General features: G+C 41.2%; 15 protein-coding genes. All 15 read left to right on the plus strand.

Going from position 1 to position 16,020, the window contains the following annotated elements; translation table 11 throughout:
- Positions 1 to 24: 24 nt before the first annotated feature.
- The 15 genes from Q8R38_05050 (at position 25) to Q8R38_05120 (ending at position 15,912) form a co-directional block, all read left to right on the plus strand.
- Positions 25 to 627, plus strand: coding sequence for a sigma-70 family RNA polymerase sigma factor (locus tag Q8R38_05050; protein MDP3791388.1), 603 nt, complete (start codon positions 25 to 27; stop codon positions 625 to 627).
- Between the two features lie 60 nt (positions 628 to 687).
- The gene (locus Q8R38_05055; GenBank protein MDP3791389.1) at positions 688 to 1,068 is read left to right on the plus strand and encodes a zf-HC2 domain-containing protein; all 381 of its coding nucleotides are present in this window, start codon (positions 688 to 690) and stop codon (positions 1,066 to 1,068) included.
- A gap of 221 nt (positions 1,069 to 1,289) precedes the next feature.
- Positions 1,290 to 1,469 (plus strand): hypothetical protein, encoded by a 180-nt coding sequence (locus tag Q8R38_05060; GenBank protein MDP3791390.1) that lies wholly within the window; start codon positions 1,290 to 1,292, stop codon positions 1,467 to 1,469.
- A gap of 71 nt (positions 1,470 to 1,540) precedes the next feature.
- Positions 1,541 to 2,824, plus strand: a complete 1,284-nt coding sequence (locus tag Q8R38_05065; GenBank protein MDP3791391.1) for a site-specific DNA-methyltransferase — start codon at positions 1,541 to 1,543, stop codon at positions 2,822 to 2,824.
- A complete protein-coding gene (locus tag Q8R38_05070; protein ID MDP3791392.1) occupies positions 2,817 to 3,494 on the plus strand; it encodes a helix-turn-helix domain-containing protein in 678 nt (225 codons plus the stop codon). Before Q8R38_05065 ends, Q8R38_05070 begins: the two co-directional genes overlap by 8 nt.
- Entirely contained in the window at positions 3,487 to 5,163 is a 1,677-nt protein-coding gene (terL, locus tag Q8R38_05075) for a phage terminase large subunit (protein MDP3791393.1), read from the plus strand. The genes Q8R38_05070 and terL overlap by 8 nt, the downstream gene beginning before the upstream one ends.
- A 120-nt stretch (positions 5,164 to 5,283) precedes the next feature.
- Complete coding sequence (locus tag Q8R38_05080) at positions 5,284 to 6,972, plus strand: HEAT repeat domain-containing protein (protein MDP3791394.1); 1,689 nt, start codon at positions 5,284 to 5,286, stop codon at positions 6,970 to 6,972.
- Positions 6,973 to 7,394: 422 nt separating this feature from the next.
- Positions 7,395 to 7,673, plus strand: a complete 279-nt coding sequence (locus Q8R38_05085; GenBank protein ID MDP3791395.1) for a GIY-YIG nuclease family protein — start codon at positions 7,395 to 7,397, stop codon at positions 7,671 to 7,673.
- A gap of 257 nt (positions 7,674 to 7,930) precedes the next feature.
- Positions 7,931 to 8,557 (plus strand): nucleotidyltransferase domain-containing protein, encoded by a 627-nt coding sequence (locus Q8R38_05090; GenBank protein ID MDP3791396.1) that lies wholly within the window; start codon positions 7,931 to 7,933, stop codon positions 8,555 to 8,557.
- A complete protein-coding gene (locus Q8R38_05095) occupies positions 8,557 to 9,054 on the plus strand; it encodes a HEPN domain-containing protein (protein ID MDP3791397.1) in 498 nt (165 codons plus the stop codon). The genes Q8R38_05090 and Q8R38_05095 overlap by 1 nt, the downstream gene beginning before the upstream one ends.
- A gap of 2 nt (positions 9,055 to 9,056) precedes the next feature.
- Positions 9,057 to 9,587, plus strand: a complete 531-nt coding sequence (locus Q8R38_05100; GenBank protein ID MDP3791398.1) for a DUF3024 domain-containing protein — start codon at positions 9,057 to 9,059, stop codon at positions 9,585 to 9,587.
- A 158-nt stretch (positions 9,588 to 9,745) separates the two neighbouring features.
- Positions 9,746 to 10,051: a DUF134 domain-containing protein gene (locus Q8R38_05105; protein MDP3791399.1), complete on the plus strand. Its 306-nt coding sequence runs from the start codon at positions 9,746 to 9,748 to the stop codon at positions 10,049 to 10,051.
- 3 nt (positions 10,052 to 10,054) lie between these two features.
- Positions 10,055 to 10,876 carry an arsenite methyltransferase gene (locus Q8R38_05110; GenBank protein ID MDP3791400.1) on the plus strand — a complete coding sequence of 274 codons (822 nt, stop codon included), beginning with the start codon at positions 10,055 to 10,057 and terminating at the stop codon, positions 10,874 to 10,876.
- Positions 10,876 to 11,922 carry an ACR3 family arsenite efflux transporter gene (arsB, locus tag Q8R38_05115; protein ID MDP3791401.1) on the plus strand — a complete coding sequence of 349 codons (1,047 nt, stop codon included), beginning with the start codon at positions 10,876 to 10,878 and terminating at the stop codon, positions 11,920 to 11,922. The genes Q8R38_05110 and arsB overlap by 1 nt, the downstream gene beginning before the upstream one ends.
- A 51-nt stretch (positions 11,923 to 11,973) precedes the next feature.
- Positions 11,974 to 15,912, plus strand: coding sequence for a diguanylate cyclase (locus Q8R38_05120; protein MDP3791402.1), 3,939 nt, complete (start codon positions 11,974 to 11,976; stop codon positions 15,910 to 15,912).
- Positions 15,913 to 16,020: the final 108 nt, after the last annotated feature.

Raw genomic sequence — 16,020 nt, forward strand, 5'->3', positions numbered from 1 at the left:
TGAATTATAGGAAACGGAATCACAATGATAAGCAGACTTAGTGAGCATAGTTCCGATAGCGCATTACTCGAAGCATGCTGTCAGCATGATGAATTCGCTTTTAAATTACTTTACGACCGGTATAGTAAGCTTGTTTATAGCGCTATCCATAAATGGATAAAAACATATGCATCTAAGAAAGAAGATCGGAAAGAAGATATCAAGGACGTTTTTCAGGAAGCATTTATAGATATGGTGGAGAACAATTTTTCGAGACTGCGACAGGCAAAGGATCCGAATAAATTAAGTGGTCTTATTTTTATAATTGCGCATCACAGAGCTGGTAAATATTTTACTAAAAAATGGAAAGAAGGCGAGTTTGTAGAAAAAGATTTAAAAAATATACCATCTCCGGAAAATATTATTGAAAATCTTACTAGAGAAGAACAGAATTCAATCGCGGAAAAATTCTTAAATACTTTGAGCAAAAAAGAATACGATATCATGGAGTTGCATCTTCATAGAGGTTTTAAATATGACGAAATTGCCGCAGCTATGAGACTTTCTAGGGTGTACGTCGGTGTTATTATTAACAGGGTAAAAAACAAGATGAAGCTTTATATTAAGAATAAATATGGCGAAGTATAAAATTTGTGTAATAAATAGACCCAAAGATGTATCTATATCAGTTGAAAAGGAGATTTTAAAATGAAACGCAAAAGGGACGCAATCGATAGTTTATTTATAAATTATTTTAAACATAAATATGGTGAAGAAAAAGAGTTGCCCCGCGGTGGCGTGGAGCATATAAAATCCGGCGTGGAGATTAAATCCCCGCTTGATTTAATTCCAAAAGAGAAGAAGACCACATGCCCACCAGATGTCAAATTAGGCGCATATATAAATAATGTACTTAAAGGAAACGAGAAGGCGGCGCTTGAAAAACATTTATCGACTTGTCCCGGTTGTAAAGATAAAGTCGAATCTGGCCGCGAAATAGTAGAAAAATTCGAAGAAGGAAAGCTCCCGAACGTTCCGGATAGTATTTCTTTTCCCATATCCGATCTTAAAAAGACATCCCGCAAGTAATCTATCTCCATCAAAAAAATCTGTAATAAAACGCACCCTTTATGTATCTATATCATTGAGAGTATAAAAAGTTAATTTATACTTCTCCCCCTCGCTATGAATAAAAATAACCCTCTATTTTAATCCGCAGGGCTATCCTCAAGAACGCCGACCTATATATCCCCTTATTTTACAAATAGTTAAGAAAAATGTGTAAAAATGAAAATAGGAGGTGACTAAAAATGCGTAGTTATGAGTTTTTTAGAAAATTGCTCAAAAAAGAGAAGGAGATTACAAGAGAACTTTCCGGCAAAGGCAGAGACATTGAGTCCCAGCTAAGATTTCTGCGTTACTTTATTGGCGAGGCGGATGTTGAGCCAGAAGACATAGTAGAAATAACGTTTCATTTAGTAAGAAAGTAATGAAAAACCACTAGCCCATGGTTCTCTGCCATGGGCTAGAAATGTCTAAAAACCAAAAGGAGGAATAGGTCATGAAGATTCAAAAAGTAGAAGTGAGTAAAATTAACCCGGCTCCTTATAATCCGAGGGTCGACCTTAAGCCGGGCGATCAGGATTATGAAGCGCTGAAAGCGAGTATCCATACATTCGGCTATGTCGAGCCGCTTGTTTGGAATGAAAGGACGGGGACGCTTGTAAGCGGTCACCAGAGGCTAAAGGTATTAATAGAGGAAGGCGCCCCCGAAATAGAGGTAAGCGTTGTGGATTTACCGCTTGAAAAGGAAAAAGCCCTAAACCTTGCTTTAAACAAAATCCGAGGCGATTGGAACAAGGATAAGCTGGCCGAGATTTTAGAGGAACTATCCGGCACCCCTGAAATCGAGCTCACGGGTTTTAATGCTCCTGAGATAAGCGAGATTTTGGATAGGGCTGAAGAGGTAAAAGAAGATGAATTTAACGCAGATGAAGAGCTTAATAAAATAGATCAAGCTATTACCAAGGAAGGTGATCTTATCATCCTTGGTAAGCACAGGCTTCTATGCGGTGATTCATCAAAAGAGGAAGACGTGGCAAAGTTAATAGGAGATAGTAAGGTAAATCTTATATTTACCGATCCTCCATATAACGTTGATTATTATGGAGGTAATCGCCCGACTCCTGAGAATGCGCGACCAAAGCAATGTAAAAATTGGAAGCGCATATACAACGATAACCTAACTCAGGGCGAATATGAGACGTGGTTAAAACAGATCATTACCAATGTCACACCTTATATAGGAAGCGGCGCGCCTATATATATCTGGAACGGATCAAAGCAGTTCGGTCCGATGTATACGATGCTGGCAGAGTTAGGATTCCATGTATCGTGCGTTATTACATGGGCGAAGGAGAGTTTCTCAATAGGATATTCTGACTACCAGATGCAGACAGAGTTCTGCCTCTACGGCTGGAAAGAAGATAATGGCGCCCATAAATGGCATGGCCCCAATAACGAGACCAATTTATGGCAGATAAAGAGAGACTCGACTTCAAGCTATAATCACCCGACACAAAAGCCAGTAGCGTTAGCACATCGCGCGATAAAGAATAGTTCCAAGCGAGGAGATATCGTTCTCGATTTATTCCTTGGCTCAGGGACTACTCTAATCGGCGCGGAAGGCCTGAACAGAGTCTGTTACGGAATGGAAATAGACCCGAATTATTGTGACGTGATTGTAAAAAGATTTATAAAGTTGGTTGGCGAAGAAAATGTTTCAGAAGAAATCCGCGACAAATATATAGGTAAAGAAAAAGGAGGTGAAACAGAAAATGGATAATCCGGTTGATAACAAAAATAAGGAAGAAAGCCCTGTATTTAAAATCATACAGGAGATCAAAGATAAGACTCGAGACGCTAAAGATATGCCTAAAGAATCAAGGCAGGAGTGTGTTGAAACCCTGTATTCCGAAGGTTATTCCGTATCGCAGATAGCGCAGCTTTTAGATAGAAGCGAGAAAACGATAAAACGGGATATTCAGGATATAAGGCAAAGAGGTTCCGTAAGACCCAGCGTTGAACTGGCGGCCCAGCTTGTAGGTGACATGCTTAAGAAGCTTGAAGTATGCCATTCGTATCTTGTGAGAATAGCCCACTCAAAAGAAGGGTCTTTGCAGGAAAAATCCCAGGCCGTTTATTATGCCTCAAAAATAATAACGGAAATGACCGAGCGGCTCCAAACTCTAGGATATCTTCCTTCGGCTCCCCAGAAAGTAATAGGAGATATTTATCATCATAATGATTGTGATGATAAATCAATCGCGGAAGCTAAAGAAAAGCTTAAAGAAATCGAGAAAATTGCGCAAGAGACAGGCGCTCTCGATGAAGACACAAAAAAGCGCATCGAGTTATTGAAGACAAAAATCGAGAAGACAGAGATAGTCAAAGAAGTGGAAGATTTAGGTAAAGACCAAAACAGCAAAAATAAGGAGGAAACAAAAAATGAGTAATATAAATAATAGCGAAAGAGAGTTAAGAAAAAGTCTAGGCGAAAAATCAATCGAGGCATTCGCGAGGCTGTATTTTTCCCACTACCTTAAAAACGAAATATGCTCATTCCATAAAGATTTATATAGAATCCTTATGGAAATGGTCAGTGCTAGGGGAAAACATACGGCTATAGCCGCTCCGAGGGACAGCGCGAAAAGCTCCATCGTAAGCTTAATATATGTCCTCTGGTGTATATGTTATAGAAAAGAACCCTATATGGTCATATTGTCGGAAACACATGACCAGGCCGTGGACTTACTGTCACACGTAAAAGATGAGCTCGACTCAAACAATGAGCTGATAGAGGATTTTCCCGAAGCATGTGACATTGACAAGGCCGCTGTTTGGAAAGAAGATGAAGTAATTACGGCTAATAGGATTAAAATTATCGCGCTAGGAGCAGGGCAGAAGATTCGTGGCAGAAGGAATAAACAGTTCAGGCCTTCACTTGTGATACTGGATGATATCGAAGGAGATATGGCCGTAAGAAACCTGGAACAGCGGAAAAAGTTATATGAGTGGTTTACAAAGGCTGTATTAAACGCAGGGTCTGAGAATACCAATTATATAGTGATAGGCACTATCCTGGATTACGATTCGCTCTTAGCCAAACTGATTTCCGATACACAAGAAAAGAAATGGGATAAGTATATTTATAAAGCTGTGGTAAGTTTTTCAAAGAACCAACAGCTTTGGGATAACGATTGGTCCCGGATATTAGACTGTCAGGATGGCTATAAAGATAAAGAAGGCCCGGAGGGAGCGCTAGAGTTTTTCAAAGATCATGAAAAAGAGATGATGGAAGGTGTCAGTGTCTTGTGGGAGGACAAGGAAAGCTTCTATCAATTGATGTTGGCTCGTGCTTACAATGAGGCAAGCTTTAATTCGGAAAAACAGAATGAGCCCTTAAGACCTGAAGAACAGAGCCTCAGTATGAATGAGGCGCGTTTCTGGGATGACGAGTTTAAGACAGAAGAAGCGCTTCTAAAGTCTTTGAGCGATGATATACAGGTAGTAGGCGCTCTTGACCCCAGTTTAGGATTAAAAGGAAAGTCCGGCGACTTCTCCGCGATAATAACGCTTGTCAAAGACAATAAAACAGGCATTGCTTATGTGCTTGACGCTGACATAGAGAAGCTAACTCTAGATAATCTATATGAAGCCGTTGTCGAACATTGCAGGAATAGGCGTTATGGCAGATTTGTTATCGAAGAGAATAACTTTCAGGCAGCCGTTATCCTTGCGATAAATGAACGCTTAAGTGAACGGGGAATAGATTTTTCTGTCGAAGGGAAAGGTAATTTTTCCGATAAAAAGGGAAGAATTCAGATGCTGCAATCTCCGATTAAAAGAGGAAAGATTCGATTCTCGCGAAAGCATGCGAAGCTATTAGAGCAGTTGAAATATTTTCCGCGCGGTTCTCACGATGACGGTCCTGATGCTCTTCAAATGGCGTTTGAAGCGGCTGACGATGATAATCATAGAACCAGATGGCTTCCGTTAACAGGAGGAGATGACTATATGCCGGGCAGCGCTTATTGGACTGAGCATGATAGGTTAACAAAAGACCCCAATGCTAAGTATTATGGAGATGCATACAATGATTATGATGATGGCGGCGATGATTAAATTTAAGCTCAATTAGCATCATGAAAATCCCTCGGTGGATATTAATTTTACCGAGGGATTTTTTGTTATTATTTTTCCTTATCAAACATGTTATAATATAAACTTATAGGAGAAAAATATATGCTTTCACGCCATCAAAATATAATCGAAAGATTAAATACGGATAATGAACAGGTTCGAGCCGAAGTTGTTTCAATTCTCGAATCCATGGGAAAAGAAGTCGTAGATTCGCTTATTTTTGTACTAATGGAGTCCCATAATAAAAATATACAGTTTGGCGCGATAGATGCCTTGGGGCGCATAGGAGATGACGAAGCGGTAGATGCAATTGTGTTTAGTGCGTTTTTTGACCCCATCTTATCATCACGACCGAACACACTTAAAGCTCTTATTAGAATTGGAGAAAGAACAGATTACGAGAATATTATACAATTTTTCTTAATGTATTATAATTCCGAAGAATCCGATGTCTATAGCGCAAGAATTATGCGTTATATCGGCTATCTTGTAACGTACGCTATGTACTCTCATAAGAGATTAGGTGAAATCAGTAAATATAAATCTATTCTCATCAATGCGCTATACAGCAAAAATACGTTAGTTCGTTCTGCTGCTGGTTCTGCGCTTTTTGACGTTGGATCAATAAGACCTATTCTTAACGCATTGGAATTTTGTAAAGACGCAGAAATTAGAAAAGACGCCTCATTGACTCTTAATGATATCGCCTATAGGTATATTATGCTGGGAACAGGAAAAGATGATATCGTGGCGATAAGGAAAGCACTATATCGCGCATGTGTTGATGATGATAAAAATGTGAGAAAGGCAGCCAAGTCGTCATTAGATTATCTAGCCAGTGTTATTAAATTTGAGAAAAATAATAAAATACGAAAAGCTTCTGTGCGCAATTCCTTTCTAAAAATCTTTAAAGATTTGACTATAACGGAAGAAGATTGTGGCTGCGAAGGTGGCGTATTTTTTTCGGAAATAGCACAAAAAGGGAAAATCATAAGACCTTTGAAGAAAAGAATTGTCGGGCGTTGTTGTGGTTCGGATGTTAGATGGGGCGCCAAAGGGGACGTAATAGTTAGAAAAGGGAAGTTTATAACCAAAACAGTTGCGAACGAATTAGAAAAAGCCGGTAAAGAAGTAATTATGGTAAGGAGCGTTATCCATTGTCAAGCAAAAGAAGGGATATGTTTAAAATGTTTTGGCAAATATAATTTTGCGGGTGATGTTGCCAAAGTGGGCGAAAAAATAGGTAATAAAGCGGCGTCTTGGTGGGCAAGATTAAAATTTAATAAACATGTGATAGAGTTATTGGAGGCACGTAGGCCCGAAAATCCTGCTATCATATGTGAGGTAGACGGTTGTATTGTTATCTATAGTGAAAAATCACGCGGAGTAAAAATTTTTATAGGGGAAGATAAAGTTAATAAAGAATACATTATTCCACGAGACAGAATGATTATTGTTGATGTAATGGATGGAGCCTTTTGCGGTCAAGAGTTGACTGACGGTCGCCTTGATCCCTGTGATATTTTTAGGATAAGGGGCACCGCTAAGTTGAAGGAATATATATTGAACGAGATGTTATATTATATGCCACAAAGTGATTTTGACGAAAGGCTCATTGAATTATTCGTTAAGGAAGCTATAAAGGTAAAAATAATTAACCCCGGCGATAGCAGATTTAAGAAAAACCAAATAGTTACTATGAGAGAAAGCATAGCCGAAAATAGTCGCCTTCCTCGTAAAAGTAAGCATGCTATATGTGAGCCGTTTTTTGCCGGAATTCAGTTTAAATAATATAGATTTGCAGTTTCAAACCCCAAATGTCCGGACAAATAACGGGACATTTTACATCTCTTTATATAGCAATTAGTTGCGACTTTTGTCCATAGAAGACAGTGGACAAGATTGGACAAAAAAGCGATTATTTTGTCCAGCAATTGTCCAATTTCGAACCTTTAGACATGTCCGAATACCTCTCTAAAATTCGCCTCTCTGATTTCGAAAATTCTTGTTTTCTATGATTCAGGATTGTATAATAGCGCTTAAGAATTGAGAGATACATTCAGGGGGAGAGGATAGCCCCCCTACCATGGTTCGACGCGCCAAAAAACCTCTCTGGTAAAACTGAGAGGTTTTTTGGCTTGCTCACCATGGTGGTGAGCAAGCGAGCCGTCGCCTATTTCAGGCGAGCGCGCCGAACCACCAAGAGGCTGATAATGTGGCATGTTTATATAATCCAATGCGCTGATGATACACCCTACACCGGTACTACCACAGACATTCCTCGTCGAGTAAATGAGCATAACAGTAGTAAGGGCGGCAACTACACGAGAATCCGAAATCCCGTTAAACTTGTCTATAAAGAAGACCATCCCAATCGCTCAGAAGCCTTAAAGCGCGAAGCCCAGATCAAGCGCTGGACGAAACAGAAGAAACTTGCGCTTATAACTGGCGACACCTCTAGTCTGCATGATTTAAGCAAATCTCACGATTAGTTCTCGACTTCAACCTCTCTTCCTCTCTTAGTTAATCGATGATTGGCCACATATTTACGAGATTTAAAACAGTGGTCATGGCCAATAATTCGATTAACTGAGAATCTTGAAAAAGGAGAGAGCGCCTCTCTCTATCTCTCCGCGGGAGACGTACCTTAGTAATGCTGCGAATGCTTTTTTGTTGACAATACGTTCATAGTGTACCATAATATAGAACAGTTGAACCATGTTATGGAACGTTAACCTACGAGGCATATATGCTGATACCCTTGCAAAGAAAAAAGATATTGGAAATATTCATGAGTGATCCCTCGGGGGAGATACACTTGCGGGAGATCTCTCGTCTTTCCAAGGTTTCGTTAAATAATGTTAACAACACTATGCGGCAATTTGTAAAAGACGGTTTATTTAAAAGACGCGAAATCTCCAACATGTCTTTATTCAAGCCGGATCTTGATAGCGAAGACCTACTTAAGCTTTTCGAATATATAGAGCTAAAAAGGAAAACGGTATTTTACGGCAAAAATAAGAGCATCGCTCGCTTGTTAGAAAAATACACTGTCAATATTATCGAGCTATCAAAAAGACAAATACAGCTTGTGGTCCTTTTTGGATCAGTGGCTAGAGGCGAATGGGGCAAGGGCAGCGATATAGATATATTGGCTGTGAGTTCGAATAAAGATAAAGACGTTATTAATATCCTAAATAAAGCAAAAATAGACGTAAGCCCTCTTCTCGAAATTACCCCGATCTCTACGACGATAGAAAAATTTACGGAAGGTCTCAAGAAAAAGACCGAGTTTTATCATGAATTGTGGAGCGATAGAATTGTTCTTTATAACGAATCATTATTCTGGCAATTAGTCAGGGAAGGGAATAGGTAATGGCAAAAGATATTGAAAAAATATTACATGGATGTTTCCATCCAAAAGAAGGCCGGCCGAACCTGCATAAAGTGCCGGTTAATATAGAACGAGCAAGACAGCATATCGATAAAGCCCGCAAGAACCTACGGGCGATGAAAATAATGTTTGATAACGATCTATTCGACTGGACTATCATCTGCGGATATTACGCTATGTATCATGCTGTCTTAGCGGCTTTATTTAAGATAGGCATTCGCGCAACGGCCCATTACTGTGCTATAGCGGCATTTAAAGAATTCTATGTCAGGAGGGGCAGGGTAAGGCCCGAGTATATTAGTTACATTAAGAAAGCAAAGCAACTTGAGCAAAAATATGCCAATACCTTAGAAAAAGCACAAGAGGATAGAGTTATAGATCAATACGGGGTCGAAGTGCTTACAAATGACGATGCGGAATGGATACTGGAAGATGCGAAAGATTTTGTACTTAAAATAGAAGAAGTGCTGGCGGGATAGACATGGACTACTCTGACAAGCATTCATCAATTAAAAAAGCCGCAAAATTAGACGTAGATACAGATAGTGGTTACTATGAGTTTCTAAAGATTGCGAAGAAAAGTAATCTTGGAAAAGAGCGTCTTAGCTATTATTCCAATGCATATGAAGCTGCCGGTGACTCAGGTTTGCGCGCGCTATCATATCGAAAAAGGATGCCCGAAGCTATACGAGAAAGTGCCGTAGAAGAAATTAATAAATATCTTTATAATAAAGTACCTCTCAAGCACCGCTCGGAAATCGGATTTCTTGTTAAAGTGCAATATAATCGCATTACTATTGCTGAAAAGAGGCCGCTTTTTGGAGATCCTGCCAGGACGAGCTGTTCTGAGTTTTGCCAGATGCGATATACGGATTTCGACAACCGCTGGCACCTTTATTGGAAAAGAAAGACCGGTAAGTGGTGGCCATATGTTCCAAAAAAGGATGTTTATACAATAAACGATTGTGTTAGGGAAGTAGATGGAGACGGGTGGGGATGTTTTTGGGGATAAAAGTCCATTTTCGTTCAAACCCCCACGGCTACCAAAGTAGGGTGGATACTCCGAAGAACTATAAATTTTTCGGAGTATTTTTTTATACATACTATTGACAGATGGGTATAATATCGGTAGGATAGTTATGAGCATATGCTCATAACTAGGAGAATGATTTGAGGCCAAAGAAGACCAGATGGGTTAAATGTTTGCCCGGTGAAAGATGTTTTAAGCCTGTGTGTAAGCCGTTTAATAAAGTTAAATGCACGTCTTTAACTCTAGATGAGTTTGAGGCCGTCAGGCTGGCGGATCTTGATGGACTGGAACATCTTGACGCGGCGAAAAGGCTTAAGATCTCACGCCCGACATTCTCCAGGATTTTGTCTTCAGCCCGTAATAAGATTGCCGATGGGCTGGTAAATATCAAAGCTATTAAAATTGAAGGCGGGTGCTGCAAGATACTAAGCGGAAAGAAAAGGTGATATGTGAGGGAAAGAGCCGGTGAGATAAAAAAAATTGTGAGAGATGGCTATGCAAGAATTGCTAATCAAAACGGTTCCTGTTGCCCGGCAAAGTCTTGTTGTGGCAGCGCTAATACCGTTCAAGCCATAAGCAAAAGCATTGGCTACAGTGAAGAGGATATAAAGGCTGTTCCCGAAAATGCTAACCTGGGCTTAGGATGCGGCAACCCCGTTGCTTTGACGGCTTTAAAAGAAGGCGATGTGGTGCTGGATTTAGGAAGCGGCGCCGGATTTGACGCGTTTCTTGCCGCTAAAAAGGTCGGCAAGACAGGACGCGTCATCGGCATTGACATGACGGCCCAGATGATTAAAAAGGCAAGAGCGAATGCAAAGAAGGGCGGCTATTCTAACGTTGAATTTCGCTTGGGTGAAATTGAAAAGCTTCCAGTCGAAGACAATTCCGTCGATGTGATTATTTCCAATTGCGTGATCAATCTTTCGCCGGATAAGAAGAGCGTATTTGAAGACGCGTTCAGAGTATTGAAGCCCGGCGGGAGGCTGATGGTTTCCGATTTGGTGCTGGTGAAAGATCTGCCTTTGATTATTAAAGAGTCGGTGGAAGCGTATGTGGGTTGTCTTGCAGGCGCTATCTTTAAGAAAGACTATCTGAATTATATTAAAGAGGCCGGATTTGATAATATCGAAGTTGTCGGCGAGGCTTTTTATCCGGTTGATGCTACGGCAAAAGTTATTAAGAGTAGCCCTATAAGAAGCCCGGATGACCTCAAAGAGATCGAGCATTCGATTGCGAGCATAAAGGTTAGCGCAGGAAAAGGAAGGGGATAATGTCCGATACTATTTCAAAAAAGTTATCATTTCTTGACAGGCACTTGACGCTATGGATATTTCTCGGGATGGCGCTTGGCGTGGTTTCCGGATACCTCTATCCGGGAATAGCCGGATTCTGGAATAGCTTTCAAATTGGTACTACCAACATTCCCATAGCAATAGGCCTTATCCTTATGATGTATCCGCCTCTTGCAAAAGTAAAATACGAAGAGATGGGGTCGGTTTTTAAGAATGGCAAGATATTGGCCTTGTCTCTTGTCCAGAACTGGGTCGTTGGGCCAATACTAATGTTTGTCCTGGCGGTGCTTTTCCTGAAAAATTACCCCGACTATATGATAGGCCTGATAATGATAGGGCTTGCGCGCTGTATCGCGATGGTTATCGTATGGAATGATCTTGCCAAGGGTGACACCGAATACTGCGCTGGCCTGGTAGCATTTAACTCACTATTTCAAGTTGTATTTTTTTCAGCCTACACGTGGTTCTTTATCACGGTGCTTCCTCCATATTTTGGGTTAAAGGGAGTTGAAGTAAATATCAGCATCGTGCAGATCGCGAACAGCGTCTTTATCTATCTGGGTATTCCGTTTCTCGCCGGGATCATTACGAGGATCACTTTACTAAGGTTAAAAAGTAAAAGATGGTATGAAGAAAAATTTATACCTATGATAAGTCCGATAACCTTAATATCGCTGTTATTTACTATTATCGTTATGTTTTCGCTCAAGGGCCAATATATCGTAAGAATACCTCTGGATGTTATACGAATTGCCGTACCATTATTAGTCTATTTTATATTGATGTTTTTGGCCTCCTTCTACATGGGCAAGAAATTCAGCGCGGGGTATGCGAAGACCGCGACGCTCTCATTTACGGCCGCAAGCAATAATTTTGAGTTGTCCATAGCGGTGGCAGTGGCCGTGTTCGGGATTAATTCCGGCGTCGCATTTGCCGCGGTAATCGGCCCTTTGGTCGAAGTGCCGGTGCTTATCGGGCTCGTCAACGTAGCGTTATATTTCAAAAGAATATATTTTAAGGGGTAGTCCGCCTATTTTGCCTTGCCTGCGCCTTATTCTTGTAGTATTCTATTAGAAATGGCTACCAATTCACAAGATGCCCGTTTTGAGGGCCCGTCCTTTATCGATCCGTTAACGAGGCTTTTTAATCGTTACTACCTGGATCAATTTATTCCGCAGGAGATAAAAAAAGCAGGTCTCAGTAATTATCCGTTATCTATACTTATGATAGACGTGGACAAGTTCAAGAAGATCAACGACGGATACGGCCACCTTTGCGGCGATAGAGTCCTGACGCAGGTCGCGGAAGCCATCAAGAAATCCATCAGGCAGACCGATACGGCAATAAGATATGCAGGAGACGAATTTATAATTTTATTATCCGGCGCCGATAAAGATAAGACCGCCAAGATATGCGGCACTCTTGTTAATAACATCGAACAGACAGGCTTTACCGGGGACAAAAACCAGAAGATCAATGTAACGCTAAGCATAGGCTACGCAGTATTCCCGGAAGATGCCGATGATAAGACCAAACTTATAGAGATGGCTGACAAAGCGCTGTACCTGTCTAAAAAAAGGGGCAGGAACAGGTTTGCCTCCGCAAAAGAAGTTACGGCGGAGGAAGTAAGCTCCCTCATCGCGATGGAATCGTTTCCATGCCGTAAATTTATCGACAGGCAGAAAGAATTGGACGCGCTCAAAGGGATGGTTTCGCTGGGCATAAAATCCGGCGCGCCACAGGCGGCATTCATAGTGGGCCAGTCGGGAGTGGGTAAGACAAGGACCCTGAATGAGATAATAGAGTATATAAAAGATCAGGCTATTATTGTGCATTGTAATGCCTCCTCGCAGCATTCCAACGACCCATATTATCTATTTGCCAGGGGCCTCGGCGGCTACATAGATAAGGCAGGTATGGATAATCCTGAAATGACCGACATATTACTGAAGATGCCCTCGTCCGAATTATCCGAGCTGGGCCTTGTAGTTCCGCAATTAAGGAAGCTGATAAAGAAATCGTCCGATCTGACAATAGATGATAAAGGCAGAAGGTTTTTGATATTCAAGGCATTTTTAAATTTTTTAAGCGCCTTGAGCGGCCTTCTTCCCGTTTTTATAATTTTTGACGATATACAGTGGTCCGATAGCGCGAGCCTGGAACTGATCCGGCACCTGATTAAACAAAAAAAAGATAAGAATATATCGATAATCTGCGCTTCTATGGATGACAGGCTTGCGCAGTATCCCGAAGCGAAAAAGATCGAGCTTAATAATCTATCGAACGATGACACGGCCCTCATGATAGAGGCCATCTTCCCGGAACCGGGAAGATCGAAAGAGTTTACCGGTTTAGTCTACGAGGCCACGAAGGGCAACCCTTATTTTATCGAAGAAATTCTCAAGTGGCTTATCGAAAAAGGCATTATATTTTATCGCAACGACGCCTGGCAGGTTAAGTCCGGCATAACGGGGAATGACATACCGGCATCGCTCGACGATATTATAAAAAGCAGGCTAATGTCCCTGGATGACGAGACAAAGGAAATGATACTGCAGGCCGCTGTAATAGGTAAAAATTTCCAGTCGGATATTTTGAACAAGCTGGGGGACAAAAACGAGGGCTTCATATCGGAATTGATAGAGCGCGCCAAAAGTATGCATCTTGTAAGCGATGTGGATAAGACAGGAGGGTTTGATTTTGTAGGAGATCGCACGCAGGATATATTATACAGCCAGCTGGATGAGGACCAGCGCAATAATATGCATTATAAGATAGCCGAGGCGCTGGTAGATGAACACAGGGATAATATTTATGACGTCGCGGGCCAGGCCGCGTTTCATTACAGCCATGTTCCGGGACGGGAAAATGCCCTAAAACTCGGTAAAGAGCTGCTGGAAAAAACGAAAGAACTGTTCAACCCCGGTGAAATAAAAGAATATCTGGAGCAGTTCGCGCAGGAGCTTCTTTCCGGAAAAGAGAAAACAACCGTCGAATTAAGCGACAATATGATGAAAGAGGCGGTAAAGTTCATCCTCTTTACCCAGGGTGCTATTAAAAAGATACGCCTTTACCCTCCGACAAGTTCGGTTAGGCTTGGTACAGTAAAAGAAGCCTACGCTATTATAAATAAGATACTGGGTGAGTCAGAGACCCTGGTTATTACCGAGGTAGAAAAGAGCCTCGTAGTAAACGGTAGGCGTTTGTCTCCGGGTGAATCGGAACACGCCAAGGCGGAAGATTTTGTGCATATAATGATGGAGCAGGAGATAAAGACAATATCTTTTAAGACTTGCCTGCGCGAAGACGAGATCGGCAGCCTTATAAACCATTTATCGATAGGCCGCAAAGATGTGGCGGATAAAGGCGGGTGGGCGGCGCTTATAAATAAAGAATCGCTCGAACATATAGGGATAGATGAACTGCACTTCATATCCGTGGATGAATACGCGCAAACCGGCCGCGGGAGAAAAGGTTTAAGCGATCTCATGCTCATGGAGTTTTTGATGGGCAAGATAGACTCAACCGCGGTAAACAGGGAAGAGATCATCCATAATATAGAAAAGAATCCTCAGGCTATAGCGCGGGCGATAACCGATATAGCCAACACGGCAATGGAAAAAGACGGCACGCAGGACCAGGCCAAGGTTATTACCGACGCTGTAACGAAAATAGACGCCCAGATATTCGACGCAAGATCCAAAACCGGCAATCACCAGAAAGATATGGCCAAGATAATTCTGGAATTAGAGCCCGGCCTTAGGCATAAAGTTATAGGGTCTTTTATGTCCGAATCAAGGCAGGAGCAGAAGAAAGTAGCTACGGGCATAATGGGCGCTCTTACCGATGATTTTCTCATAGATGTTATAATGGAAAAATATAAAGACAATATGTATAACCCGCTTCTTATAAAAGAGTTTATCGACGAAATTTTGATAAACCAGGAGCGTAAAAAAGAAGTTTTGGAGAAATTGGAACCTAAATTATTGCAGCTTGATGTAAGCAGCGAAGACCTGGATTTTGTGATGGGCAGATCCGCATGGAAAGATCTTTCCTTGGAAAGAAAGATAGGTATATTGTTGGGGCTTCCGCAGGATTACTATACTCCGGACGCGCTGGATAAGATCGCGGACCTGCTCGAAGACCTTGATTCTAAAGGCAGGAAAGATGAAGTCAAAGACGCTTTAGCAAGATTTTTAATAAAGGCGAATAAACTTAACGAAAAAGCGCGCCGGAATTTATTAAAAAGGATAAGCGAATTTTTAAAGGAACCTTCCGGCAGGACGAAGTATATACTGGAAAAATTGGAACAGGAAAAGGACCCGCAAATTCTTGCCGAAGCGCTTGAAGCTACTAAATATATTATAACAGATTCAGCGGCCCCGGATGATGCGTCTTTCGGGATTTTTTCGGGCAAGCTCTTTATGATTTTGCTCAAAAAAGTTAAAGAAGAAGAAAGTCAAAAATCTCAAAGCTATGAAGTTATTAAAAATTTTGTAACAGATATTTCTATTGCCCCTGTCTTAAGAAAGTTAGTATATGCGGCCATTAATGATAATGCGTATCAGATTAAAGATATATACTTTGTTTTTAACGAAAGACTTGTAGACGCGCTTGTAGAACTCGGCACCAAGAAGAGTGTAAGCCTGAAGGATCCATTCAGAGAATTTCTTGTAAGAAAGCAGATAGCGGATTTATTAAAAGGCTTAAAAACCGCCCCGGTGGATAGGCTTAAAAAAATATGCGCGGAATTGAAAGAAGCCGTAACCCCTTCTTTAATAGAGCTAATAGGATATATTCAGAGCGAGGAGATGGTCGAGACACTTGTGCAATTCATTCACCATAAAGACCCCGCTGTGAGGATGGCCGTGGTACAGGCCCTAAGCGAGATCGGCGGAGCTAAGGCTGTAGAGGCATTATCCAAAATAGCTAAGGAATCCCAGGATAGCAATATACGTGACCTTGCCAACATGCGTATGCAAAAGTTAAAAAAGAAGATCCCTCCGCAAAAATAGCAATACAAATAGCGAAAAGTTAGCGTTACTAAAATTTACATATTATAGATTTGACTTTTTATTCTATATTAGGTATACTTGAGTTCAAAAGTTAGTTACTAACCAAAT

Source organism: Candidatus Omnitrophota bacterium, from assembly GCA_030695905.1.
Lineage (GTDB): Bacteria > Omnitrophota > Gorgyraeia > 2-01-FULL-45-10 > 2-01-FULL-45-10 > CAZHPY01.